This is a genomic window from Streptococcus suis, from assembly GCF_002960425.1.
GTDB classification, from domain to species: Bacteria; Bacillota; Bacilli; order Lactobacillales; family Streptococcaceae; genus Streptococcus; species Streptococcus suis_S.
Window position 1 is genome coordinate 1 of record NZ_POIZ01000039.1, and the last position, 25,215, is coordinate 25,215.

Consider the following 25,215-nt stretch of genomic DNA (forward strand, 5'->3'; position numbering starts at 1 on the left):
AACTTTCTCTTGAGTTTCTTAATTCTTCTTCGTTTCTGTTTGTTGGCTGATCCACCTTTGATGACTTTAGGCTCTTGTGAGATAGCTTCTTCCACCTCGTCCAATACTTGTTCGGTTTCTTGTAGGAGTTGGTTTAGTCCCTCGCTAGTGAGGCATTCTTCCTTGGACAAGGCAGTATTCACCCCTTCTTGGACTAGTTTGTCATAGAGGGCTGAAATGTTTCCATTCAAGGCATCTTCATAGCGTTTAACGGCCTTTCTCCATGTGAAAGAATACTTGTTGGCATCAGCTTCTACCTTAGTCCCATCAATGAAGAGAGCCTCATCTTCAATCAAGCCATTCTCTCTGAGGAGGAGGGTGAAGTAGATGAAGGCAGTTTTGATGAGCTGATTGGCGTGTGTGCTAGCCCGAAAACTGTTTATGGTCCGATAACAGACATAGGTATCCTGACTCAGCCATTTCATAGGGATAACTTCTTCATTCATTTGAACGATTTTCCGACCAGAGAAGACCTGACGAGCGTAGGCAAATAGGGTCATTTTGAGCAACATGGCTGGATGAAAGGCAGGACGACCTGTGTGGGAAGTTTCTTCTAACAGAACGGATAAAGGAATAGTATCCACAAACTGACTAATCAGACGAGCCTCATGCGTTGCAGGTAAATCCCAAGCAATATTTAATTCCAAACTTAACTGATTTGTGTTATACTGTTTATACATTTTCATGCCTTTCTAGTTGTTTTGTCGTTATTATAATTATAAAGCATGAAATGGAAAACGAGCAACTCCTAATTGGAATTGCTCGTTTTTTTATATGTGAGCGGCTAGTTTTTGCCCATCCTCTTGATAAAATCAGATTACCATCCTTTCTCTACTCGATGACATCAGTTCTGTTCTTCTATTCTGTATTCCAAACCATACTGATCACGCGATAGGTAGCCATAATCTACCAAGTAACGTCTTAAAATAGCATAATCGTCATAGATCTCAGCTAGAAAGGCATTGACATCTTTTTCTGTAAATGTCGAGCCCTTCTTAGCCAATTCCTCCTGCAAGTAGGCAAACAAGACCTGCTTACTTTTCAGCTTTTTCGGAATGACAAGCAACTTCGCATCTCGGAAAAATTTTTCGTGAATATCTTGAGTGTTCATATTTCCCTCCCAAAAATCCTAGCCCGCAGGCTAGGATTTGATAAGATTTACAAATTAACGGATCTCAGCTCCAAGTGTTTCGAGCGACTTACTAATTTTCTCCATGTACTTAGCCACTTCCTCATCCGTCAAGCTATCCGCAGGATTCTGGAAGGTCAGGTTATAAGCCATAGACTTCTTGCCAGCCTCAATATTGCTGCCCGCATAGACATCAAAGAGGGTCACCTTGGTCAAGCGTTTGACGCCAGCACCGGCAATAGCATTCAGGACATCCTGATGCTTGACATCACTGCTCAAAAGCAGGGCAATATCACGGCTAACCGCTGGGAATTTGGAGATTTCGGTAAATGGCTGAGCAGGCTGGAGAGCTTCTTCAATCGCATCCAGATTGATTTCAGCCACATAGGTCTCAGGAATACCGTAGTCCTTAGCCGTTTGAGGATGTACCTGACCGACAAAGCCGATCACAGCCCCATTCAAATGGATTTCAGCTGTACGACCTGGGTGCAAGGCTGCAATCTCACTAGTCGCCACAAAGTCAACTGCCAACTTGTAATGAGCAAAGATAGCTTCCAAAATTCCTTTGGCATGGAAGAAATCAACAGGCACAGCTGGTGTTTGGAAGTCCTTTTCAGCTACCAAGCCAGTCAAGACAAGGGCAAACTTGTTGATTTCTTGTGGCAGGTCTTCTTTTGGATTGCCAGACTGTTCAAAGATTTTACCAATTTCGTAGAGAGCCAAGTTCTTGTTCTTACGAGCCACGTTGTAGGCCACTGTTTCCAACATACCAGACACCATGTTCTGACGGAGGGCTGAGCGGTCAACGGTCATTGGCCACATGAGTTCGGTCACAGTGGTTGGACGAGCCGCAAACTCCACAGCCTTTTCTGGCGTTGTCAAGGCATAGGAAATGATTTCTGTCAGACCTGCACCTTCTGCCAGGCTACGAACTTGGCGACGGATGCTCTGGGTCAGGGTCAACTCACCTGCTGTTCCGTCCTCTTTCGGAAGAGTGGTCGGCAGATTATTGTAACCATAAATACGAGCGATTTCCTCTACCAAGTCCGCTGGAATGCGAATGTCCCAACGGCGACGTGGTACTGCGACTGTAAACTGACTTGCATCGCCAGTTGTTTCCATACCTAAACGACGGAAAATGTCTGCGATTTGAGCATAGTCGAGGTTGGTCCCGAGCGAGCGGTTAACGTAATCAATGGTTGCTGTGACTGGGACATCCGATGTGTCCACGCTACCCGCAGAAACGATGCCAGACAAGACCTGACCGCCAGCCAGCTCTGCAATCATAGCAGCCGCTGTGTTCATAGCCTCCGTCAAAGTTGCTACGTTGATGCCTTTTTCAAAGCGAGAAGAGGACTCAGACCGAAGGTTGAGGCGACCTGAGGTCTTGCGGATAGACTTGCCATCAAAGAGGGCCGCTTCCAGCACGACGGTCTTAGAGCTATTGTCAATCTCTGTATTGGCACCACCCATGACACCACCTAGAGCAACCGCCTTGTCCGCAACGGAAATGACGATATCATCGGTAATCAAGTCACGTTCTTCGCCGTCAAGAGTTACCAAGTTCTCACCCTCTTTTGCCTGGCGAGCCACGATTTTCTTAGCGTCAAACTTGTCAAAATCAAAGGCGTGCATTGGCTGACCAAAGTAGAGCAAGATGTAGTTGGTGATGTCAACCACGTTGTTAAGCGGGCGGATACCTGCGTTCATGAGCAGATTTTGCAACCACTGTGGACTTGGTGCGATGGTCACATTTTCAATGACACGGGCCGTGTAGGCAGTCACCTTGTCTGACTCAATAGCCACTTCAATCACATCGCTGGCCTTCTTGTCGCTTTCTTCCAAGACAACAGGCTTGAAGTTGACCTTGCTGTCATAGATAGCTGCCACTTCGTGAGCCACGCCACGCATAGAGAGAGCGTCGGCACGGTTTGGTGTGATGGACAGCTCGATAATCTCGTCGTCCATGTCCAGGTATGAAAAGACTGGCTCACCCACGACTGCATCTTCAGGCAGGTGGTAGATTCCGTCCGCATAGACTTTTGGTACCACAGAGTCGGACACGCCGATTTCGCTCAATGAGCAGAGCATCCCCAAGGACTCAACTCCGCGGATCTTGCCTTTCTTGATTTTGTAGTTGCCAGCGATACGAGCTCCTGGCAGAGCGACGATCACCTTGATGCCTGGCTTGACATTTGGAGCTCCGCAAACGATTTGCGTGATTTCCTCACCCACATTGACCTGGCAGATGTTGAGGTGGGTATCTGGAATTGGCTCAGCAGACACAACCTGCCCAACAACCAACTTAGACAGGCCAGCACTCTTTTGCTCAACCCCTTCTACTTCAATCCCTGTTGTTGACATTTTTTCAGACAAGTCATGGCTTGTCGCATCAAAGTCAACGAGTTCTTTTAACCATTTGTAACTTACTAACATATTATCCTTTCTGGTGCAAAGGCCGTTTTAATAGCCAATCCACATCAATCTTATCACCGACCGCAAATTCATGCTGGCCAAATTTTTCAAATCCGTATTTTACATAGAATTGCTGAGCCTTGTAATTGTGTTCCCAAACTCCCAGCCAGACCCAGTCACAACTAGACTGCTCTGCTTTTTCCAAAGCAAATTCAAACAAGACCTTCCCAAGACCGCGACCTTGAAAAGCCTGCAAGAGATAGATACGTTGGATTTCAAAGGCATTTTCCAACTCCTGCTCCGTCTGGGCAGGGCCTTGGTTGAGCTTAAGATAACCAGCTATCTGTTTATCAACTCTTAAAAAATAATGCTGGCAATTGGGATCAGACAATTCCCTTGTCAAAACCTCCACGGAATAAGCCTCCTCGAAGAAAGCCTCCAGCTCCTTCGGGTCATTATCGTGAGCGAAGGTCTCTGCAAAAGTCTGCTTAGCTAGCTCCTGCAAAACAGAAACCTCATCCAAACGTATAGGATCAATCTGCATCTCATTGCCTCTCATTTCTAACTGGGTTAAGTAAACTGCTAGAGCGGCTCCCCTTTCTCTCAATCAACAGTCTACTAACTTTATCTGATTACGACGGCTTTCAAGCAAAACGATATTTTTTGCTTGAAAGCCTAGTAAGGTAGCTAGGAAAGTCGCAGAGCAGCGATTCCCACACCTTAAATAGTGCGAGATTACGACGTTCTAAGGTTGAAAACGATATTTTTTCAACCTTAGAACTAGTGAGACGATTAGACAGTTCGCCATAGCGACTGTTGTCTCATAAATAGGTGCTTCAGCACCATTTATGAGTATCGGATTAAAACTGCTCCGAGAAGCGTACATCACCTTGGTAGAAACCACGAATGTCGTTGATACCGTAGCGAAGCATGGCAATCCGTTCTTGACCAAGACCGAAGGCAAATCCAGAGTACTTGGTTGAGTCAATCCCACTCATTTCCAATACTTGTGGGTGGACCATGCCGGCACCGAGGATTTCAATCCAGCCTGTTTTCTTACATACGTTACAGCCGTCACCACCACACTTGAAGCAGGAAACATCCACCTCAACAGAAGGCTCAGTGAATGGGAAGTATGATGGACGGAGACGAATTTGACGCTCTTCACCAAACATTTTCTTGATGATCATTTCAAGCGTACCTTTGAGGTCACCCATGGATACATTTTCACCGACAACCAAGCCTTCAATCTGGTGGAACTGGTGGCTGTGGGTCGCATCGTCCGTATCACGACGGAAAACACGTCCTGGCGAAATCATCTTCAAGGCACCTTTTGAGAAATCATGCTGGTCCATGGTACGCGCCTGAACAGGTGAGGTATGGGTCCGCATAAGGATTTCTTCTGTGATGTAGAAGGTATCCTGCATATCACGTGCTGGGTGGTCTTTTGGCAAATTCATGCGCTCAAAGTTGTAGTAGTCTTTTTCCACTTCAAATCCGTCAACGATTTGGAAGCCCATGCCCAAGAAAATATCTTCGATTTCCTCAGAAGTTTGAGTCAAGACATGGCGTTTTCCAACCTTGACCTGACGACCTGGCAGGGTCACATCTATAGTTTCTGATGCTAATTGTTGTTGGATTTTTGCTGCCGCAACCTTCTGAGCTGTTTCTTCAAAAGCAGCCGTCAGCACATCACGCACTTCATTGACCTGCTTACCAACGATTGGTTTCATTTCGTTAGATAGGTCTTTCAAACCTTTCAACAAGTCAGTCAAGGACCCTTTTTTACCCAAAACCGCAACACGCAGGTCTTGTAGTTCTTTTTCTCCCTGGTGCTGGATTTCTTTTAGCTTTTCTAGTGTCGTTTGGCGCAAATCGGCCAACTGTTGTTCAATATTTGACATAATTCCTCCAATAAAAAAACGCATGACACCACTCGTATCGGAGCGTTGTCACGCGGTACCATCCGTTTTCATCTGCTAGGCAGACCTTAGTTCTATGAACCTGTATTCACAAGTAAAGTGCTTGCACATAAGAGATAGTTTTTCGCTAATCAAGGCAGTTTTTTGAGGGAATACTGACTGTATTTTGAAAAAAACTAACGATGAGTAGCTGAGAAACTAGCCTTAGATGGAAGTGCTGAACTGTGAATACAGGTTCTAAGTCCTTGTGTGAGTGAATTCGACCAACTTTCACTGATTGAGCTTACAGTCACGGCTCAACTCCCTGGACAGTTTCCATAGGTGTACTAGTCTCACAGACTTCTATTCAATTAAGAATATTCTATCAAAAATAAGAAAGTTTGGCAATAAATATCCCTAGAAAAACTCCCTCTATCTAGGATAGAAAGGAGTTTAGTTTTATAGTTTTGCCTGCCATTTATTGGCCCAAACATTCTCATTTGGCACACCATAGAAGTCATCTTTTCCTTCTAATTTATCAAGGAGGGATTCAATCGTGTTTTTATTATGATGGTAGGCATTGACAGCAGTTTTGACCATGGTAACATCGTGAAGGTGAGTTGTATAGTTTAGTGAAACGAAAATGGTTGGAACTTCATGTACATACCAAGGAACTTCATTGGACATGGCCGTTTTCCACTGGATGCGGTAATTATTCTGCGCTCCATATCCAATGACATTGGCAACAGTCAAGGCTAAATCAACTTCTTCTCGGTATTGCAGCGTTTTACCTTTGATTCGAGTCGTACCATCATTGACAGTCACTTCATAACCACGCGCTTCCAAGGCAGCTTTAAGGTTATCAACCACTTCTGTACTTGCCGCCATAATGCCTTCTTTTTCACCTTCTAGGTAATACAAACGGATTCTGCGATGGGTTTCTGGACTAATTGGAAGATTTTTCTGGGTATCCTTCAACAACGTAATTGCTTTATCTGCTGCTTCACGTTGCCAAGCCAAGTGTTCTTCACAGCCGATAATAGCCAATTCATCAGCTGATTTTAGCAAGGTTCCTTCCGCTTGCTTGATATGCAGATTGAGTTTGGCTTTCAGACCTAAAATGCGACGGAGAGCATCATGAAGGCGTTCCTCAGTAATCACTCCCTTGCGGTAGCCATTGAGCATGAATTCAAAATCTTCTTCTAAGTTATTGAAGAATAAGAACATATCACAACCCGCAGCAATAGCTGCGGGGACATAGTCTTCACGACGCATGGCTGCTGTCATACCCAACATGTGGCTGGCATCTGTTATGACCAAGCCATTGAATTCCAGTTTTTCTTTCAATAAATCTTGGATCAATTCGGGAGCCAGGGTTGCAGGCAAAATGTCTTCGTCCATCAAACTTGGATTCAGTTCTTTCTGGTAATATGGCAAGGCTATATGACCCGCCATAATCATCTCAACACCAGCTTCAATATGATGACGATAGACACGACCAAAACTCTTGTCCCATTCTTCTGGAGAGAGTTCATTGACACCGAGGACTAGGTGCTGATCACGTTCTTCTGTACCATCTCCTGGGAAATGCTTGATACATTGAATAACATCTCTTTCAGCAGTCAATCCTTCTAGATAGGCACTGGTATAAGCAATAACATCATCCGCATTTGTGCCGTAGGCTCTGGTATTGACAATGGTATTGCGCCAGTTCTGAACAATATCCACGCAAGGATCAAAGTTGACATTTACACCTAATGCAGTCTCCTCGCGCGCAGATACGAGACCTGCTAGGTAGGGAATACGAGGATCCCGACTGGCTTCAGATTGAGCGCCTGAAGAAATATAGGTCCCTCCTTTCACAGCTCCATCTCCACCTGAGTCACAGTTCGCTGCAACCAAGAGAGGTACTTTTGAATAGCTTTGCAACTCGTTAATCAGTCCTTGTACCTGTTCTGGACTGCCATTCATATAACGGGCGCCACCTATGTGGTATCGTTTTATCAATTCCTGATTACTCAGATTATTTCCACTAAAGGCATCCCCTCCGAAGAAGAATAGATTGACAAACAGTTGACCGATTTTTTCCTCATCTGTCAGATGAGCCAAGGTGTTTTCTACCCAAGCAATCTGCTCTTCATTCAAACAATAGGGTTTCTTCCGCAAATCAACCAATCTAGGCATTATTTCCTCCTTATTTTCCGCGCCAAATACGTGTATCTAGCAAACCACAGTAGGCATCAACAGGCGATACTCCTGTAAAGGCTGACTCTCCTGCTAGTTTAGCAACCAAGGCTTCTAAAGTGACAGGCAAGCCATCGTAGGCATTGATATAGGTTGCAACCTGTGGCATATCTGCAAGTGCAAATGGGTGCTGAACTGAAACAACAATGGTTGGAATTTCGTGAACATAGAAAGGCTGGTCTGGTGTTCCCTTGGCAGCTGGCCAAATAATCCGCTGAGTTGTTCCTCCTGAGTTGACATCGACTAAATTGATAATCAAATCATAGTTATCTGTGATTTCGGCAATTGGACGCTTGGAAGCATAGACATTTGCAATCGCTGCTGGTCTTTCTTCTTCTGGCAATTTGGCAATCCGTGCTTCTGTGTTTTCCCAGATGGATACTTGGTGTCCCCGAGCTTCTAATAGTTCTTTCAGCGTATCGGCTGCTCTCTTCTTGCCAGCATTGATCACGGCGCCAAAACCACCCTTATAGCCATCTACTTCTACCAACAAAATCCGTTTGTAGCGTTCTGGATTGACTGGGAAAATTCCTTCTTGTTTGGCTTTTATCAAGGTAATCGCCTTGTCAGCTACTTCTTTTGCAAGCTGTTTCGCCTCATCTCTACCAATCAAAGCCAGTGCTTCTTCTTTTGGTAACATGATTTCCTGACGACGACCTTCAAACAAGTGAAGACCAAGTTTAGCTTTCAAGCCCAAGGTACGACGAAGAGCATCATGGAGGCGTTCCTCAGAAAGCAGACCATTTTCCAATCCTTCTTTCATCCATTGCAAATCTTCTTCTGGATCGTTGAAGAAAAGGAAAAGATCACAACCTGCTTCAATAGCTGTAGGCAATAGCTCACGACGGGACATAGAAGCAGTCATACCGATCATGTGACTGGCATCCGTGACGATGGCTCCATTGTAGCCTAACTCTCCACGAAGCAATTCATCCAAGAGGGTTTTATTCAGCGAAGCTGGTAACATGTCATCCAATTCACGTTCTGGGTGCATTTCTTTCTCAACATTTGGCAAATGAATATGTCCAGCCATGATACCTGGAAGACCTGCGTCAGCCATTTCACCGTAAATCCGTCCAAATGTTTCCATCCATTCAGACTTGGTCATGGGATTCGAAGCAAAAGAGAGATGATGGTCACGTTCATCAATACCATCGCCTGGGAAATGCTTAGCAAACGGCACAATGCCATGCTCCATAATGCCACGCATGTATTCTTTGGATAATTCAATGACTTGGTCTACATTAGCTCCCCAAGTTCGGTTTGCAATGATTGGATTGCGCCAATTACGGCTTAGGTCCATAATCGGTGCAAAGGAGGCATTGCAGCCTACCGCAGCTGCTTCAAGTCCTGCAACTTTCCCCATTTCATAAGCATAGCGAGGTTCGGCTGTCGCAGCAATCTTGATTTCATCCCCAATTTTCGTTCCGTCCGTAACAGCGCCATTCCCACCAGATTCGGTATTGGCTGCAATCAAGAGAGGAATTTTAGACTTGGTCTGCAAAATATAGTTTTGCTCCCAAATATCTGCAGCAGGTCCAGGATTGTAACGAACAGCAGCAATCTTATAATCATTTAATACTCCAGTCAGATATTCTTCCGTCCGCTGGCTACCCATGTTGACAAAGAGGTGACCGATTTTTTCATCCAAGGTCATCTGAGCAATGGTTTCTTCAATCCAAGAAATAGCCTCTTCATCAAGGCTGTAAGGTTTCTTCCGTAAATCTACTAAATGTGTCATGTTTGCCTCCAAAAAAGCTAGAGGGCATAGCGCCTCTAGCCCTTCTCTAGTCGTCTAAATTATTCCAAAATGCCTGTATCAATTCTGTTTCTTTCTCACCTGTGAATGCTTGATGAGCAAATTCATCTGCAATCGTTTCTGTCAAATCTGCCCAAGATTGCATCTCTCGTCCTACTAAAATAGGATAGAAATGGACACCGTTCAATTCCGCCGCCTTCAAATCACCAGGCGAGTCACCAATCATCATAATCTTATCAGGACAATACCCTTCCTCTATTAACAGTTTGATGACATCTTCTTTCTTGCCACGGTCTTGACAGTACAATTCTGTAACAAAGTCCATCAACCCCTGGTCTGTCCACTCTTCTTCTACTGCTTCTTTATTAGCAGAAGAAACCACGTAGACTTTTCCTAACTGGCTCAATTTTTCCAAGCCCTTGTGAACGCCGATGAAGGCTAAAACAGGACCACTATACTTCTTAATGGCTTGATTGACTTGATTGGACCATTTTAAGGCTAATTCCAAGTCTTTTGATGGTTGCTCCTCTATCAACTTTTCTAGAGAAGCATTTGACAAAGAATCTGTTGTAGCAACCCAATTTTTCAAGTTATCTATACCAGTCACACCTGCAAATTCTAGACCTTTAACCAAGCCTACAAAGCGGTTAATGCCACGTTCTCGTGAGTAGAGATTGACTCGATTCCATTCAGCTAAAAACGGTTCTTTATCTTCAACACCAAAAACTTCCGCAGCTAAGGGGCCGAAAAAAAGTTTATGTTTGTAGGTCATGGTGTCCATGGCACAGCCATCAGAGTCCACACAAAATACGTAATCCGTTTTCATCATCAAACTCCTGAATAGGCTGAGAAGCCACCGTCAATCGGTAAAACAACACCGTTGACAAAACTTGCCAAATTCTCGTCTGCCAAGAAGAAGACTCCGCCGACCAGCTCTTCGGCTTCACCAAACCGTCCCATTGGTGTATTGGTCAAAATCTTGTTGGCACGTGCGGTCGGTTGACCTGACTCGTCAAATAGCAAACCACGGTTTTGGTTGGTAACCAAGAATCCAGGCGCAATCGCATTACAACGGATGCCAACTTTTGAAAAATGGACTGCTAACCATTGGGTAAAATTACTAATAGCAGCCTTGGCACCTGAATAGGCTGGAATTTTTGTCAAAGGAGTAAAGGCATTCATGCTGGAAATATTGATAATATTGGCACCTGGACGACCGATCATATCCTGTGCAAAGACCTGTGTTGGCAATAAGGTTCCAAGATAATTCAAATTGAATACAAAGTTGATACCTGCCTCATCCAAGTCGAAGAAAGTCTTGGTCTCAGCTGGCAGACCAATCTCATGGAATTCATTGTCCGTTGTTGCTTTGGGATTATTGCCTCCAGCACCATTGATTAAAATATCTACAGGGCCAAAATCTGCTAGGACTTGCTGGCGAACTTCTTCCAAATTTTCCTTAGAAAGAACGTTAGATTTGTAAGCTTTTGCAACACCACCTACTGCTTCAATCTCATCAACGAATACCTGAGCCGCAGCTTCATTTAAGTCCAAAAGCGCAACCTTTGCGCCTGCCTTAGCAAATTCTTTTGCCAAATAGCCACAGAGAACGCCTCCTGCACCTGTAATAACAACAACCTTATCCTTAAACTCAATAACACGTGACATATTAGCTCTCCTTATTTCCAACTGTTTTGACTGTAATTCCAAAATCTGGTGTCTTACCCGCTGCTCGCATATTGGCTTCATATAGACCGTTAAAGTAGGTTGCGCCAAGTGCACGATCATACAGACCATAACCAGGTGTCTTCGTCTGATCTCCCCAGATACGGCGGCCGTGGTCTGGACGTAAGGCTCCAGCCCAGTCATAGTCCACCAATAATTTAACAACAGCATTCATATCAATGTCACCAGCCTGTGACAGATGTGCTGTTTCTTGGAAGCCCCAAGCACCTGCCGTCACATTGCGCGTATGCATAAAATTGATGCGATTGCGTTTGAGAGCATATTCCGTCATGGCAAGGACATCATTTTTCGGATCAGAAGCATAGGATCCGACACACATGGTAATTCCATTGTGTTCTGAATCATAGAGATTCAAAAATCGTTCAACGGCTTCTTGACCAGTAATAATACGTGGCAATCCAAAAATTCCATACGGAGGGTCATCAGGGTGAATGGCCATTTTGACTCCAGCTTCCTCAGCCGTTGGTAGAATCGCTTTGATAAAATACTCCAAATTCGCCCATAAATCTTCTTCAGAGATATTCTGACGATAATTTTCAATAATCGCCTTCATTTCTTCCTTGGAGTAGGACGAATCCCAACCCGGTAAGTTCAAATCATCCGCCACAGGATCAACACCTGCCAAATCAGATTTAAGGAAAGCTAAAGAAGTTGAACCATCTGGAAGTGGGTGGTGCAAGTCTGAACGGGTCCAGTCAAACACAGGCATGAAATTATAGCATACAACTGGAATACCTGCAGCCCCGACATTACGGATGGATGTTTTATAGTTTTCGATTAAGGCATCACGATTTGGCTTCCCTTGTTTGATGTCTTCATGGACAGGAATGGATTCAATAACAGTAATTTCAAGTCCTGCCTCTTCGACCATTTTTTTCAGTTCTAGAATGTTTTCTAGTGGCCAAGCTTGACCAACTGGCACATCATAGACAGCTGTTACGATTCCCTGCATACCAGGGATTGCTTTAATCTCTTCCAGTGTCACAGGATCTTTTTTCCCGTACCATCGAAATGACATTTTCATGATTTACTCTCCTTTATTGTTCAAAAAATTCTTTGGCATTGTAATAGGATATGGCTTCTACAAACTGGCCTAAACGATTGTAATCTTCTGGCACTTCCTCATCAACTATCCATTGACCAACATAGGTCGCTAAAATGCGTCTGAAATAATCATGCCGTTGATAAGATAAAAAGCTACGCGAATCTGTCAACATACCAACGAAATTGGCAAGCATGCCCTGTTCTGCATAAGCATTCATCTGGTCAATCATGCCCAACTTGGTATCATTGAACCACCAACCAGCACCAAATTGTAGCTGACTACGGCGCCCTTCCTCATTGGACTGGAAATTCGCCAAAGTATTGGCCAGAGCAATGTTGTAACTTGGATTGAGATTGTACCAAATCATTTTTGGAAGGGCATTTTCCTTGACCAAGTTATCTAACAAACGATTCAAATTCACAGTCAGACATGTCTGGTCTCCAATCGAATCCACACCTACATCTGCTCCAAGTTTTTCAAACAGTCCGGTATGGTTGTTCCGTAAGGCACCAAAGTGAACTTGTGTCACAAAGCCATGTTTCTTGTACAATCGGCACAATTCTCTAAAGATAGCAGTCTGCCATTTATTGATACTGGATTGACCAGCTTCTTTACCTGTAAGTCGTGCTAGTAAAATTTCATCCAACTCTTCAAGGCTTGCTTCTTCATATGAAATAGCCGTAAAACTAATGTCACTTGCTCGGCAACCGTGTTGAGCAAAATAGGAAACACGCTGACCTAGTGCCTCTACAAAACTTGCAAAGTCTCTTACTGCTACCCCTGTTACTTCCTCCAAGCGTTTCATAAATGGAGTGAAATTTCGATGCTCGATAAAGGCTTCATCTGGGCGGAAAGTCGGTGCCACTACAGTATCTATGGTCGAGTCCTCAGCCAAGCGCTTATGCCATTCTAGTGTATCTAATGGATGGTCAGTAGTCCCAATAAAGGTCACCCTAGCATCCGCAATCAGCTTACGTGGACTAACTTGATGTTCTTGCAAATAAGCATTGAGCTGATGGTAGAGTCGCTCTGCATTTTCTGCGGTCAACAATTCTTCAACATCGAAAACCTGTCGCAATTCCAAATGACTCCAATGATAGAGAGGATTTCCGAAAGCCCGTTCCAAGGTTCTTGCCCAGGCTTTAAACTTATCTAGTTTACTTGCTGAACCTGTAATTTCTTCTTCTGGGATACCATTTGCCCGCATCAAGCGCCACTTATAATGGTCACCCCCCAGCCACAGATCAACAATATCTTCATAAACCTTATCTTCAAAAATTTCCTTCGGATCAAGATGGCAATGGAAATCATAGACAGGAAGCTCTGCTATTTTCCCGTAAAGCTCCTTAGCAGGCTCATTTTTTAGCATAAAATTTTTGTCATTAAAACTCATTTCATCCCTCCAAAGCTGCAACAAAACTGCGAGCAATCGTCGTTACACTTTCATAGCCTTCAGCCTGTACTCGACTTGCCAAAGCCGAACCGACTCCAACAGCACAAGCACCGGCTTTTTTCCAATCTGCAACATTATCAACTGATACGCCACCTGAAGGCATCAAATCCACTTGAGGCACCGGGCCGTGAATATCCTTGATAAATCCAGGCCCCAACACGCCACCAGGGAAAAGCTTGATAATAGGACATCCCGCTTGACTGGCTGTGACAATCTCTGTTGCAGTTGCACAGCCTGGGAAATAGAGCACCTCAGCCTCTTGTGCCAAGTCTTGAATTTCCCTATCAAAATGGGGACTAACCAGGAAACTAGCACCAGCATCAATGGCCTCTTGTGCGAGAGATACATTCATTACAGTTCCTGCACCAATGACTACGGAAGAATCGTCTGAGAACTCTTCCTGTAATTCTTTGATAACTGTCGCTGCATTTGGAGTCGAAAATGTAATCTCAATATTTCGAATACCTCCCAAAATCGCATGGCGAGCGATTTCTTTCGCATCGTTTTCATCTTTTCCGCGAATCACTGCAAAAAAATAATTTTCTTTTAATTGTCTTAACATCTTGACCTCCAATTAGAAAGCGTTGTCATTTATAGATATAGTATATAATTCATCAGATGATTTGTCAAGGAAAATGCAAAAAATACCCAGAAAATTATTCTGGGCAGTATATTTTTTATTTCTATTTATGATCATTGAGACCATGCATGGTCATATCTTTATCGAACCATTCACTTAACACAACCTGTCTTACTGCTATAATATGTGCTAGCATGCTATCATAGGCCGCAACAGGATGGCGTTGTTTGATAGCCATTAAGATATTCCTATGGGCCTGTAAACTATCCGATTTCATCTGACGATTTGAATAATTTTCATTGATCAGATGAATAGATTGATTAATGACAGGCATGAGACTTGTCATAGCCAGATTCCCACTCATCTCAGCTAACATACAGTGGAATTGTACATCCAATTCCAGATGTTTCGAATCTCCAGCAGCTACCGCATCTTCAATAGCTACGACAATGTCTTCCAACCTTGCAATATCTTCATCCGAGGCAAACTGTGCAACACGCTCCGCAATTCTCGGTTCAAGCAAATACCGCACTTCAAACAAATCTGTCGTCAACTTCACACGGTCTCTGACCAAAGAAAAACCTAAAGGATCCTCAGATACTCCTTTTTTGGAACTAATGTAAGTTCCTGACCCTTGGCGTACCTCCAGAATATTTCGAGTAGCCAAACTCCGAACAGCTTCACGAACAGTCGAACGGCCAACCGCTAAATCTTGGGCCAATTCATACTCATTTGGGAGCTTGTCTCCAACTTCATATCCTCTTTCCAAAATCAATTCCAATAAGCGTTCTGATGCTTTTTCTACCAAGGGTTTCGCCATGTGCTTGGTCCTCCATTACAACTTTCTATTTGCTACTATTATAGCTCATTTCCTCTTATAATGGTAGTTCGGAATGGCAGTCCAACGTTTCTTAATTTCTCTTACAATTTGCTTGGGTTGTCGATTTCTCGAGAACAATCCTTTGTGATTTCCTTGAATGCGAATGATACCAACTGTAGTTTCAAAATCTGCAAAATTCCAGACTTGTTCACCCACTAAATTCGGAATAGAGTCAAAAACGCGATGGTTCATATCGTAGTAATCCACCTGAAATTCCTCAGTATAAGGAATATCCCACATCGAATGTAGGCCCGGCAAGGTGTCTGCACCATATTCTGTAATCAAAATCGGCTTGTCTGGATAAAGTCCTTGCCAGGTCTCTAATTCCTGTCTCAAGCCCTTCTCCGCCGTCTTCAAGTCACCATGAGCAACATACCAGCCATAGTAACGATTAAGGCAGATAACATCGACCAAATCCATAACCTCATCCTTGTCAGGTGTGGCTGTCATAATATTGACCAAGGTTACAGGACGTTTAGAAGGATCTCTGTCCCTCATGCGCTGAATCAGAGGTTCAAAGTATGCACGCGCACCTTTTTCATGCCCTGCTGGCTCATTGGCGACGACCCACATCACTACGGATGGATGATTTTTGTCACGTGCTATCAATTCATCAATCACCAGCTCATGAGCCTCCTTGGTTTGCATAACTTCCCAGGTGCTTTTTACTTCTTCAGATTCCCCAGTCAAATTCAAGGCAGCATTAAATTGTTGGAACAAACCGACTGCAGGCACTTCATCAAGGACGACAATTCCCAAACGATCTGCCAAACGCATCATTTCCTCAGAATAGGGATAATGGGAGGTCCTAAAGGAATTAGCACCAATATCTTTCAGTAAATTCAAATCCATCAGATTGGCTGCTTCATTGAAACCACGACCATTAATAAAGGTATCTTCATGTTTACCAAATCCCTTGAAATAGAAAGGTTTTCCGTTGATGAAAAATTGCCCATTTTCAACTGCTACACTACGAATACCAAATTGTTCTGAGTAGGTATCGAGCAAGTTTTTTCCGTCAACTAATTCAACTTTAGCAGTATAGAGATAGGCATCCAAGACCTCCCAAAGGCGTGGATGTTCAATGACCATTTGTCCATTTTCAAGAAGACCTAGTTCCTGCCCCTCTTGATCTAAAATAGACATACGGATGGAATCGTACTGCCCAACTGTCTTCACATCAACATTCACTACCGCCTGAGTCAAATCTTGATTTAGCTCCGTCCGAATAACAATATCTTCAATCCTATTTCGGGGACGTTTATAGAGATGTACGGTTCTCTGAATACCAGCATAGTTGAAAAAGTCAAAATTTTCCTTGACTGTCTTCACAACTTGACCATTCTCATCCACTTCTTCGCTATAATTCCCTACTGGAAGGGTTGTGTAATTCAACTCATTATTGGCACAGACTGTCAAACGGAATTGGTCAGCATCGTATAAGTTTGAGGGAATCAAGCATTCAAAAGGTGTGAAACCACCCTTGTGCTCCCCGATTAGCTGACCATCTGCATAGACTTTTGCCTGATGCGTCACCGAACCAAAACGCACAACCAACTCTTCATCAGCTGATACGACAGGAAGAGCCACCGTGAGTTCATACCAATTATCACCGACAAAACGACGCTTTGCTTTATCGACAACAAGATCATTGAAAGAACTCGGTACAACCATTACTTCATCTGTATCTAACAGAGTATGAACATCATTGTTCCCTTGCTTAAATTTCCATATTCCATTTAAGGAATAGACTGAGCGTGTTTTTGTTTGTATCGGATACAACATACTTTTTCCTTCTTTCTATCGTTTTATTTCACGTGACCCTTTTTTCAATAGCAAATCAATATCTGATTGACTGATGACATTAATGTCCCCTTCAATGGTATGTTTGAATTGAAAACTAGCCATCCCCAAGTCGAGTATTTCCCGTGGAGATTTTTCCTGTAAATAGCCAAAAATAATTCCTGCTGTAAAAGCATCCCCTGTCCCAACACGGTCCAAAACTTGAATGGATTCTTTTTCCGTTTCATATAGAATACCATCTTGATACAAGTATGCCTTCAACAAATATTCATTATTGTAGGTCATTTCCCTCTGGGTAAAAGCAAGACCCTGCAAAGAATAGTTCTCTGCTAATCCTTTAACAACCTTCAGCAAGGTATCCTTATCTTCATAAGGACGTTCTAGTCCCAATTCATCCTTCAGATCTTTTCCAGATTCATTTAAAAGTTGAATAGGCTCTAGGCCAAAGCAGACATCCGCCAATTGCACAAAGGGAGATAGTTTTTCCCTCGCTTCTTCAAAAGAAGACCACAAACTTTCGCGATAATTCAAGTCAAAGGAAACCTTAACACCCTGCCCCTTTGCTATTTCCATCAAACGAAAGGCCAGTCGATAAATATTTGGATTCAAAGCGACCGTTATACCACTGACATGAAACCAATCGATACCGTCAAACATGCCTTCCAAATCATACTCTTCTTCCTTGGATAAGCTAAAGGCAGAATAATCACGGTCGTAGGTCACCTGACTAGGCCTAAGCGAAAAACCTTTTTGGTAGTAATAAAGTCCAAGCCTTCCTTTTTTTCGAATCAGATGCTTCTGTCCAATCTGCCGTGCAAAGAGAAAGTGTTCTGCCATTTTTCCCACTTCATTCTTAGGCAGTGCCGTCACCAACTCAACTAAATGCCCCAACTGGGCTAAACTAGCCAAGACATTCAACTCTGAGCCACCAAATTGACATTCTAAACTAGATGCCTGTGTTAAGGTCTGATAATGAGGAGGAGATAGTCGCAATAAAACTTCCCCAAAAGCCAAAATTTTCTTCATACCGCCTCCTAGATGAAAGACCCAGCTGGAATCCTCCAACTAGGTCAGTTATTTGTTACTTATTACTTACCATCGTACTGGTCTACTTTGTACTTAGTTACATCAACATAATCCATATCAGATAATGGAACGTTTTTCGCAATCGCACGCACACGTTCTTCATCTTTAGCCGCTTTCATAACATGGATTTTCTCTTGAATACGAGCCATTTCTTCACGGTCTAGTTTGTAGAATTTCATCAAGAACAAGGATAGGCTCAAAACCGCTACTGGAATCACTGTCAACAGGACAATCAAGGCCATTCTCAAATCTGTAGAGAAGGCAGTTTCAACAGTTGGGTATTCTTTGCCAAATCCAATAGCTGCTAATACAAAACCAACCACCATCGGAGCAAATGAAGAAGCAATTGAGTCCGTCAATGAGAAGATAGTCCCAATCATACCTGACAAGTAACGACCAGATACTGAAGTTTCATAGTCTGTAATATCTGCACCCATGGTCAATACTAAGCCAGATGGAGCACTAGATGCATAGCGTGCAACAATATAGACAACAAAGAATCCGATTGTATAGAGATTCCAATTCGTTAAATCTAACATTCCAGGTTCAGCAGACAGAAGCATAACAGCAAGAATAATCAAGCCTGTAATTCCCAGTTGAAGGGCCGTTACATATGCAAAACGCAAACCTTTCCGACGAGCCAATTGCGCTGCACCAACTGTTACAAGAATACCTGGCAAAATCAAGAGCATAGACATTTTTCCAGAAAGAGCATAGTCACCGAAGATAATACCATACAGCATAACCCCGATAACGGAATCTCCAAACAGTTGAGCAACAAATTTTACAAAAGCTGCAGAGATTGAAAGAACCTGCAAAGGTTTGTTTCCTTTGATAACTTTCCAGTAGTCTTTCAACTTAGTTTCTTGTGTCTTCTCACCAAGACCAAAGTATTTCTTATTGTCTTTCTCCCAAATACCGATAATAGCAAGAATACCCAGAACAGCTGAAATAATGACTACACCAAGGAATAACTCTTGGAAGAATCCCGGGGTAAACCCACCATGTTTTGGAACCAAGGTTCCAGACACAACAACCTGACTACCAGTCATTAACACAGTTGTGGCGATACCATCAACAATGTTAAAAATCGGACGTTGTTTTGGATCATTGGTAAGCGCAACTTGCCCTGCTTTGGTAATCGTTTGTTGCAATGAATAACCAATTTTATGAATAATTAAAACAACTAGGAACAATGGTAGACGCAAATTTTCGCTAACTCCACTTAAGCCTAACATCATAAAGAGTGAGGAAGCTGTAATAATATTCCCTAAAACTAAGATTGGACGGTACTTACCAAACTTAGTATCAGTCTTGTCAATGAGAACACCAATTGATGGATCAATAAATCCATCGAAGATACGAATATATCCCATGAGCTGACTAACAAATAGCGCTGCTAAACCAAGTACCCCTGTCGATAAATATGTCACAAAAGTGAAGGCAACTAGGTAGATATTGGTCGACGAATTATTCATTGCAAACAATATAATCTGCCATAATTTAGCCTTGTTATAAGTAACGTCTTCGACACGTTGCTCAACATGTTTTTCCATCGGAAAGTCCTCCTAAATTTTTCTACGATAAAATCGTAAGCGTTTTCTTTAAGTATATTCTAATATTCATCTGATGATTTGTCAATAGTTTTTGTAAAATTTTTTAATAATAGACAAAAAAAGACGATTATTTGTAAAAAATCGTCTGATATATTCCAATTTAAAAATATTAAATCATCTGAGAACTTTTCGCCTAGTTAGCATGGATTTCCCCACTATGGTAGTTTATACTCAAGCCACTCTGCACATTTGGGACAAATACATTGAACTCTAAGCTACCATCAGCTGCTTTTGCTTCTAGATGGCTTCCTACTGGAATCAAGTCATTGTTTTCTGCATAGATTAGGGTAACACGGTAGCGGACACGCTTGTTCTTGTCCAAGGCTTTTCGTACCAAGGTTTCAAAGTAATTCTGACCTGTTGAGGTAGGATCATTGGCTTGGTTAGACCAGGCTGTTTGAACCGCTATGTTTTTTGGATTGCTTGTTGAGGCATCAAATCCAGCTAGACCACCAATCAAAGCATAGCCAAGCAGATGTCCACGATCAACTGCATGATCATATTCCCCTGGCAAATCATGAATTTGGTGCCAGCCAGCAGGAGTCCATGATGTACGCCCATTACCAGTTGCTTCACGATCCTTATACTGACGTGTTGACTTAGCCAATAGGGCATTGGCTACGGTTGGAACCGTTTCTCCCTGCACTGTCTTAGTCTTGTTATCCCCATAAGGTGCACTAGCGACCGAAGCATCTAAATCAGTCTTATTGCCGTTGATTAGAAAAGCTCCAGCTCCATTCCATTCAATGGAATTCCCAAGTTGTTTCCTTACTTTCTCCGTCAATACCGAACTAGCCAGCTCCTGGCTAGGTGTAAACTCGCTTGCTTGCGACTGATTGACATAATAAGAATAGTTTGCAGCATTGTCGCTGCTCGTATTATTTAAAAAGTAGCCACCACCAACTACAACAATAGTAGCTAACAAACTTAGTAGGCTCATAGCCTGTTTCTTTACATTTTTCTTCGCCATAAAATCTCCCATCAAAAAAGTAGGTTACCCTACTTTCCTGTAAATTTATTGATTAAATCCTGCCATTTTGCAGGGGATAGGACTGCAAACAAATTATCCCCATCACCAATGACACCATAGCCTACCATAAGTCCTAAAGCAAAAACCAGTAGGGCTAAAAGTGCTACGATAGCAACCAAAAGCAGATTTTTTCCAACATAGTTCAGATTTTCCTTAAACATTTTCACTTTCTCCACTTACACGTCTGATGTCAGCGCCAAGTCCTGCCAATTTATCATGGAACCGATAATAACCTCGGTCCAAGTGGGACAATTTCCCAACAATCGTTTCACCTTCAGCGACCAAACCAGCCAAAATCAAAGCTGCACTTGCCCGCAAATCCGTTGACATCACCTGAGCACCCTGCAAGGTCTGACCACCTGTAATGATAGCTGTATCACGCAAAATTTCCGAATGCAAGTCCATCCGACGCATCTCTTCTAGATGCTGGAAACGATTTTCAAATACTGTTTCAATCATGGTTGATTCCCCCTTAGCAACTGCCATAAGGGCTGTAAATTGAGCCTGCATATCTGTTGGGAAACCTGGATGAGGCAAGGTTTTTACAGTTACGGGTTTAAGTTTATCCACTTGCGAACGAACTCGGATGCCCCCTTCTTCTTCTGTCACTTCAACACCCATTTCTAGCATCTTAGATATGAGAGGACGGTTGTGTTCCCAGACAGCATCCTTGACCAAGACATCTCCGCCTGTCATTGCAGCAGCCACCATAAAGGTCCCTGCTTCAATTCGGTCTTGTACTACTTGGTGTTCAGCTCCATGCAGCTGGTCAACACCTGTAATGGTAATGGTTTCTGTACCAGCACCCTTGACCTTGGCACCCATTTTATTGAGGAGAATAGCCAAGTCAACGATTTCTGGTTCCCGCGCAGCATTTTCCAAAACAGTCGTACCTTGAGCAAGCGTTGCAGCCATCATTAAGTTTTGCGTAGCCCCAACACTTGGGAAATCAAGATAGATATGAGCCCCCTGCAATTTCTCTGCACTCGCCTCAATATAACCCGCACGTTGCTTTATCTTGGCACCAAGTGCCTGCAAGCCCTTCAAATGCAAATCAATTGGACGACTACCGATGGTACACCCACCCGGCATGGATACCTTAGCATAACCATTGCGAGCCAAAATTGGCCCCAGAATGACAATAGAAGCACGCATCTGGCTTACATACTTATAAGGTGTTTCGCTACCAAGTTTACCTGTTGCATCAATAGCTATAGTCTTTGTTTCCTCGTCAAATTTGACCCGAACTCCTAAACCACGAACGACATTGTTCATGGTATAGACATCTGACAAAATAGGCACTTGAGTTAATTTGGTCTGTCCTTGACTAGCTAATACCGTCGCTGCCAATAAAGGCAGAACAGCATTCTTTGCACCTTCGATTTCTACCTGACCCTTCAAGCCAGTTTTACTACCTTTAACAATAATTGTGTCCATTTACTATCCTTTTCTTACTTAAATCACATACTTGCAAATGAGCGCCCCACCACCAACAATTCCAAGAAAAAGTTGGATACCAGGTAGCCCAGAGCAATGGCTAAAAAGAGAATGAGCAGGTTAATTTTCTGCTGATTTTCTCCTGTAACCTTTAACCACCGTGACCAGTCAACTGTTGTCACCAAAAGATGATGGGCCAGATAGATAAACAGTATGTGACTAAAAAATTGTAAAATTGAAATAATCATATTTTCATTATACCATGAAAACAAAAAATGAGATTGAACCAAGTCCAATCCCATCTCTTTTAGTGTGTTAATGTTTACCAACTCGAATACGGTTAATGGCCCTTTGAAGTGCAACTGTAGCACGTTTTTCCAAATCAGCATTGTGGGCCTTATAAGCTTCTTCAAGCTCTCTTTCGGCACGCAACTTAGCTCGTTCTGCACGACTGATGTCAATATCACGCTCACGCTCTGCTGAGTCCGAAATTACCGTAATCATATTTTTATTGATTTCAATAATCCCACCATTGACTGCAATCCAGTCCACGTGATTTTCATCATCAACACGACGAACTTTCATTTCATCAATTTCTAAAACGGCAATCAATTCCTCATGCCCAGGATAGATTCCCATTTCCCCCTCAACTGTCTTTACCAAGACAAAGGCTGCATGGTGGTCATATTTCATTCCATCCGGTGTCACAATTTGAACAGTCATTTGTTCCATAGGCCACCTCTTAGAATCTCATTTTTGCAGCTTTTGCGACTACATCCTCAATCGAACCGACATTTCGGAAGGCATCTTCTGGTAGATGGTCATGTTTACCGTCCAAGATTTCCTTAAAGCCTTTCACTGTTTCAGCCACTGGCACATAAGAACCTGGCATACCTGTAAATTGCTCAGCAACGTTGAAGTTTTGAGATAGGAAGAATTGAATACGACGTGCGCGACCAACCAAGGTCTTCTCTTCGTCAGATAATTCATCCATACCAAGAATAGCAATAATATCTTGTAATTCTTGGTAACGCTGAAGAACACGTTTGACTTCCATAGCAACTACATAGTGTTCTTCCCCTACGATTTGTGGAGAAAGGGCACGAGATGAGGATGCCAAAGGATCTACTGCTGGATAAATACCAAGCTGGGTCAATTTACGCTCCAAGTTAGTCGTTGAATCCAAGTGAGCGAAGGCAGTCGCTGGGGCAGGGTCCGTATAGTCATCGGCAGGCACATAGATAGCCTGAATAGATGTAACAGAACCTTTCTTGGTTGAGGTAATCCGTTCTTGTAATTGTCCCATCTCCGTAGCAAGTGTTGGCTGGTAACCAACGGCTGACGGCATACGACCCAAGAGAGCAGATACTTCTGAACCAGCCTGCGTGAAACGGAAAATATTGTCGATGAAGAGCAGAACATCCTGACCTTCCACATCACGGAAGTATTCCGCAATGGTCAAACCAGTAAGGGCAACCCGCATACGGGCACCTGGTGGCTCATTCATCTGACCAAATACCATGGCCGTTTTTTCAATAACACCTGACTCTTTCATTTCCCAATACAAGTCGTTCCCCTCACGAGTACGCTCACCAACACCGGTAAATACAGAAATGCCACCGTGTTCTTGGGCAATGTTATGAATCAATTCTTGGATAAGAACGGTCTTACCAACACCGGCACCACCGAAGAGACCAACCTTACCACCTTTTAGATAGGGTGCTAGGAGGTCAATTACCTTGATACCTGTTTCCAAAATTTCGCTTGATGTAGATAACTCATCAAAAGCTGGTGCCTTTTTATGAATTGGCTCACGTTCAAAATCAGCTGGGAAAGGCTCATCAAGGTCAATGGTATCTCCCAAGACGTTGAAGACACGCCCTAGAGTTTCCTTACCGACTGGAACGGAGATTGGACGACCAGTGTCAAGGACTTCCATGCCACGAGTCAATCCATCAGTTGATTCCATGGCAATGGTCCGAACAACGCCATCACCAAGTTCCAAAGCAACTTCAAGCACAACTTTTTGCTTGGAATCATCATTTTTATATACAACGAGTGCGTTGTTAATCTCAGGAAGTTTATCTTCTGCTGCAAACGCAACGTCTACAACTGGTCCGACAACCTGAGTAATTTTGCCTGAACTCATTCTATTTCCTCTATTTCTATTACTCAAGGGCTGAAGCACCTGCTACAATCTCAGTAATTTCCTGAGTGATAGCTGCCTGACGAGCCCTATTGTATTGAATTGTCAAATCGTTAATGACATTCTTAGCATTATCCGTCGCTGTCTGCATGGCTGTCATACCAGCCGCATTTTCAGCAGTTTTGGCATCCAAAATCGCTCCGTAAATAGTTGATTCAGCATATTGCGTCAACAATTGCTCCAGAATGACTTCACGGTTTGGCTCCAATTCGAAAGTAGATGTATAACCATCTGCTTCATTATGGTCCAAATCCTCAACAGGAAGCATCTGCTGGACACGCACCTGACTGGTCAAGCTATTGACATGGTGGTTATAACAAACATACAACTCATCAAAAAGTTCATTCTTATACATTTCAACAGACTTAGAAATGATTTTTTGAACCTCTTCAAAGCTTGGGTTGTCCGCCAGACCACGCAATTCAAAGACGGGATTGATACCACGCGCACGGAAGAAATCAGCCCCCATGCTACCAATAGCAATAATCTCATACTCATCTTTTGAATCGTGGTCCTGTTCAATCATACCCATAACAGCTTTTAAAATGCTGGAATTATAAGAACCCTTTAATCCACTGTCCGATGTGATGACAATATAACCTGATTTTTGAACTGGACGGCGAATCAGCATTGGATTGCTAGTGTCAGAAGCCATCAATTCTCCACGCAAGAGGTCCGTTGTAATCTGACGAACCTTGCTAGCGTAGATTTGAAAGGATTGCGCTAATTGCTCTGATTTGGCTAGTTTAGATGCCGAAACCATCTGCATGGCACCGGTGATTTGACTGGTTTTCTTAGTAGATGCAATTTTTGACTTGATTTCATTGAGAGAACCTGCCATTATTC

The 25,215-nt window shown here is 43.1% G+C and carries 23 protein-coding genes; all 23 read right to left on the reverse strand.

All coding sequences use genetic code 11. The features are described 5' to 3' along the window. On the reverse strand, window positions 1-719 hold a 719-nt coding region (locus C1G57_RS04475; RefSeq protein WP_161941104.1), incomplete at its 3' end, for a transposase. Window positions 720-883: 164 nt separating this feature from the next. Next, on the reverse strand, window positions 884-1,150 hold the full coding sequence (locus tag C1G57_RS04480; protein WP_105113920.1) for a DUF2087 domain-containing protein: 267 nt from the start codon (window positions 1,148-1,150) through the stop codon (window positions 884-886). Window positions 1,151-1,204: 54 nt separating this feature from the next. Then, window positions 1,205-3,604: a phenylalanine--tRNA ligase subunit beta gene (gene pheT, locus C1G57_RS04485; RefSeq protein ID WP_105113921.1), complete on the reverse strand. Its 2,400-nt coding sequence runs from the start codon at window positions 3,602-3,604 to the stop codon at window positions 1,205-1,207. Between the two features lies 1 nt (window position 3,605). Continuing rightward, a complete protein-coding gene (locus C1G57_RS04490; protein ID WP_105113922.1) occupies window positions 3,606-4,127 on the reverse strand; it encodes a GNAT family N-acetyltransferase in 522 nt (173 codons plus the stop codon). Window positions 4,128-4,443: 316 nt separating this feature from the next. Then, a complete protein-coding gene (pheS, locus tag C1G57_RS04495) occupies window positions 4,444-5,487 on the reverse strand; it encodes a phenylalanine--tRNA ligase subunit alpha (RefSeq protein WP_044677533.1) in 1,044 nt (347 codons plus the stop codon). Window positions 5,488-5,943: 456 nt separating this feature from the next. Continuing rightward, window positions 5,944-7,668, reverse strand: coding sequence for a glycoside hydrolase family 3 protein (locus tag C1G57_RS04500; RefSeq protein ID WP_105113923.1), 1,725 nt, complete (start codon window positions 7,666-7,668; stop codon window positions 5,944-5,946). 10 nt (window positions 7,669-7,678) lie between these two features. After that, window positions 7,679-9,469 carry a glycoside hydrolase family 3 protein gene (locus C1G57_RS04505; protein WP_105113924.1) on the reverse strand — a complete coding sequence of 597 codons (1,791 nt, stop codon included), beginning with the start codon at window positions 9,467-9,469 and terminating at the stop codon, window positions 7,679-7,681. Window positions 9,470-9,515: 46 nt separating this feature from the next. Then, window positions 9,516-10,316 (reverse strand): HAD family hydrolase, encoded by an 801-nt coding sequence (locus C1G57_RS04510; protein WP_105113925.1) that lies wholly within the window; start codon window positions 10,314-10,316, stop codon window positions 9,516-9,518. Beyond that, a complete protein-coding gene (locus C1G57_RS04515; RefSeq protein WP_105113926.1) occupies window positions 10,316-11,155 on the reverse strand; it encodes an SDR family oxidoreductase in 840 nt (279 codons plus the stop codon). The genes C1G57_RS04510 and C1G57_RS04515 overlap by 1 nt, the downstream gene beginning before the upstream one ends. Window position 11,156: 1 nt before the next feature. Then, on the reverse strand, window positions 11,157-12,257 hold the full coding sequence (locus C1G57_RS04520) for a mannonate dehydratase (protein ID WP_024398210.1): 1,101 nt from the start codon (window positions 12,255-12,257) through the stop codon (window positions 11,157-11,159). A gap of 13 nt (window positions 12,258-12,270) precedes the next feature. Next, window positions 12,271-13,671, reverse strand: coding sequence for a glucuronate isomerase (gene uxaC, locus C1G57_RS04525; RefSeq protein WP_105113927.1), 1,401 nt, complete (start codon window positions 13,669-13,671; stop codon window positions 12,271-12,273). 1 nt (window position 13,672) lies between these two features. Beyond that, window positions 13,673-14,293 carry a bifunctional 4-hydroxy-2-oxoglutarate aldolase/2-dehydro-3-deoxy-phosphogluconate aldolase gene (locus C1G57_RS04530; RefSeq protein WP_105113928.1) on the reverse strand — a complete coding sequence of 207 codons (621 nt, stop codon included), beginning with the start codon at window positions 14,291-14,293 and terminating at the stop codon, window positions 13,673-13,675. A gap of 121 nt (window positions 14,294-14,414) precedes the next feature. Continuing rightward, window positions 14,415-15,131: a FadR/GntR family transcriptional regulator gene (locus C1G57_RS04535; RefSeq protein ID WP_105113929.1), complete on the reverse strand. Its 717-nt coding sequence runs from the start codon at window positions 15,129-15,131 to the stop codon at window positions 14,415-14,417. Window positions 15,132-15,176: 45 nt separating this feature from the next. Continuing rightward, the gene (gene uidA, locus C1G57_RS04540; protein ID WP_105113930.1) at window positions 15,177-16,976 is read right to left on the reverse strand and encodes a beta-glucuronidase; all 1,800 of its coding nucleotides are present in this window, start codon (window positions 16,974-16,976) and stop codon (window positions 15,177-15,179) included. A 15-nt stretch (window positions 16,977-16,991) separates the two neighbouring features. Then, entirely contained in the window at window positions 16,992-18,020 is a 1,029-nt protein-coding gene (locus C1G57_RS04545) for a sugar kinase (protein WP_105113931.1), read from the reverse strand. Between the two features lie 62 nt (window positions 18,021-18,082). Then, window positions 18,083-19,636, reverse strand: coding sequence for an MFS transporter (locus C1G57_RS04550; protein ID WP_105113932.1), 1,554 nt, complete (start codon window positions 19,634-19,636; stop codon window positions 18,083-18,085). 193 nt (window positions 19,637-19,829) lie between these two features. After that, the gene (locus C1G57_RS04555) at window positions 19,830-20,666 is read right to left on the reverse strand and encodes a DNA/RNA non-specific endonuclease (protein ID WP_105113933.1); all 837 of its coding nucleotides are present in this window, start codon (window positions 20,664-20,666) and stop codon (window positions 19,830-19,832) included. Between the two features lie 29 nt (window positions 20,667-20,695). Then, a complete protein-coding gene (locus tag C1G57_RS04560; protein WP_105113934.1) occupies window positions 20,696-20,887 on the reverse strand; it encodes a DNA-directed RNA polymerase subunit beta in 192 nt (63 codons plus the stop codon). Continuing rightward, window positions 20,880-22,163: a UDP-N-acetylglucosamine 1-carboxyvinyltransferase gene (gene murA / locus C1G57_RS04565; protein WP_105113935.1), complete on the reverse strand. Its 1,284-nt coding sequence runs from the start codon at window positions 22,161-22,163 to the stop codon at window positions 20,880-20,882. The genes C1G57_RS04560 and murA overlap by 8 nt, the downstream gene beginning before the upstream one ends. Window positions 22,164-22,186: 23 nt before the next feature. Then, complete coding sequence (locus C1G57_RS04570) at window positions 22,187-22,411, reverse strand: DUF1146 family protein (RefSeq protein WP_105113989.1); 225 nt, start codon at window positions 22,409-22,411, stop codon at window positions 22,187-22,189. A 67-nt stretch (window positions 22,412-22,478) separates the two neighbouring features. Further along, window positions 22,479-22,895, reverse strand: coding sequence for a F0F1 ATP synthase subunit epsilon (locus tag C1G57_RS04575; RefSeq protein WP_105113936.1), 417 nt, complete (start codon window positions 22,893-22,895; stop codon window positions 22,479-22,481). Between the two features lie 10 nt (window positions 22,896-22,905). Continuing rightward, on the reverse strand, window positions 22,906-24,312 hold the full coding sequence (atpD, locus tag C1G57_RS04580; RefSeq protein ID WP_105113937.1) for a F0F1 ATP synthase subunit beta: 1,407 nt from the start codon (window positions 24,310-24,312) through the stop codon (window positions 22,906-22,908). Window positions 24,313-24,331: 19 nt separating this feature from the next. Beyond that, on the reverse strand, window positions 24,332-25,210 hold the full coding sequence (locus C1G57_RS04585) for a F0F1 ATP synthase subunit gamma (RefSeq protein ID WP_024398204.1): 879 nt from the start codon (window positions 25,208-25,210) through the stop codon (window positions 24,332-24,334). Window positions 25,211-25,215: the final 5 nt, after the last annotated feature.

What these genes read in the sequence shown, in the direction of transcription:
- C1G57_RS04560 (WP_105113934.1), bottom strand. Translation starts at nt 20,887, where the DNA reads ATGTTTAAGGAAAATCTGAACTATGTTGGAAAAAATCTGCTTTTGGTT.
- C1G57_RS04535 (WP_105113929.1), bottom strand. Translation starts at nt 15,131, where the DNA reads ATGGCGAAACCCTTGGTAGAAAAAGCATCAGAACGCTTATTGGAATTG.
- C1G57_RS04545 (WP_105113931.1), bottom strand. Translation starts at nt 18,020, where the DNA reads ATGAAGAAAATTTTGGCTTTTGGGGAAGTTTTATTGCGACTATCTCCT.
- C1G57_RS04480 (WP_105113920.1), bottom strand. Translation starts at nt 1,150, where the DNA reads ATGAACACTCAAGATATTCACGAAAAATTTTTCCGAGATGCGAAGTTG.
- pheS (WP_044677533.1), bottom strand. Translation starts at nt 5,487, where the DNA reads ATGTCAAATATTGAACAACAGTTGGCCGATTTGCGCCAAACGACACTA.
- pheT (WP_105113921.1), bottom strand. Translation starts at nt 3,604, where the DNA reads ATGTTAGTAAGTTACAAATGGTTAAAAGAACTCGTTGACTTTGATGCG.
- atpD (WP_105113937.1), bottom strand. Translation starts at nt 24,312, where the DNA reads ATGAGTTCAGGCAAAATTACTCAGGTTGTCGGACCAGTTGTAGACGTT.
- C1G57_RS04555 (WP_105113933.1), bottom strand. Translation starts at nt 20,666, where the DNA reads ATGGCGAAGAAAAATGTAAAGAAACAGGCTATGAGCCTACTAAGTTTG.
- C1G57_RS04505 (WP_105113924.1), bottom strand. Translation starts at nt 9,469, where the DNA reads ATGACACATTTAGTAGATTTACGGAAGAAACCTTACAGCCTTGATGAA.
- C1G57_RS04510 (WP_105113925.1), bottom strand. Translation starts at nt 10,316, where the DNA reads ATGATGAAAACGGATTACGTATTTTGTGTGGACTCTGATGGCTGTGCC.
- C1G57_RS04520 (WP_024398210.1), bottom strand. Translation starts at nt 12,257, where the DNA reads ATGAAAATGTCATTTCGATGGTACGGGAAAAAAGATCCTGTGACACTG.
- C1G57_RS04570 (WP_105113989.1), bottom strand. Translation starts at nt 22,411, where the DNA reads ATGATTATTTCAATTTTACAATTTTTTAGTCACATACTGTTTATCTAT.
- C1G57_RS04515 (WP_105113926.1), bottom strand. Translation starts at nt 11,155, where the DNA reads ATGTCACGTGTTATTGAGTTTAAGGATAAGGTTGTTGTTATTACAGGT.
- C1G57_RS04500 (WP_105113923.1), bottom strand. Translation starts at nt 7,668, where the DNA reads ATGCCTAGATTGGTTGATTTGCGGAAGAAACCCTATTGTTTGAATGAA.
- uidA (WP_105113930.1), bottom strand. Translation starts at nt 16,976, where the DNA reads ATGTTGTATCCGATACAAACAAAAACACGCTCAGTCTATTCCTTAAAT.
- C1G57_RS04550 (WP_105113932.1), bottom strand. Translation starts at nt 19,636, where the DNA reads ATGGAAAAACATGTTGAGCAACGTGTCGAAGACGTTACTTATAACAAG.
- uxaC (WP_105113927.1), bottom strand. Translation starts at nt 13,671, where the DNA reads ATGAGTTTTAATGACAAAAATTTTATGCTAAAAAATGAGCCTGCTAAG.
- C1G57_RS04490 (WP_105113922.1), bottom strand. Translation starts at nt 4,127, where the DNA reads ATGCAGATTGATCCTATACGTTTGGATGAGGTTTCTGTTTTGCAGGAG.
- C1G57_RS04585 (WP_024398204.1), bottom strand. Translation starts at nt 25,210, where the DNA reads ATGGCAGGTTCTCTCAATGAAATCAAGTCAAAAATTGCATCTACTAAG.
- C1G57_RS04575 (WP_105113936.1), bottom strand. Translation starts at nt 22,895, where the DNA reads ATGGAACAAATGACTGTTCAAATTGTGACACCGGATGGAATGAAATAT.
- murA (WP_105113935.1), bottom strand. Translation starts at nt 22,163, where the DNA reads ATGGACACAATTATTGTTAAAGGTAGTAAAACTGGCTTGAAGGGTCAG.
- C1G57_RS04530 (WP_105113928.1), bottom strand. Translation starts at nt 14,293, where the DNA reads ATGTTAAGACAATTAAAAGAAAATTATTTTTTTGCAGTGATTCGCGGA.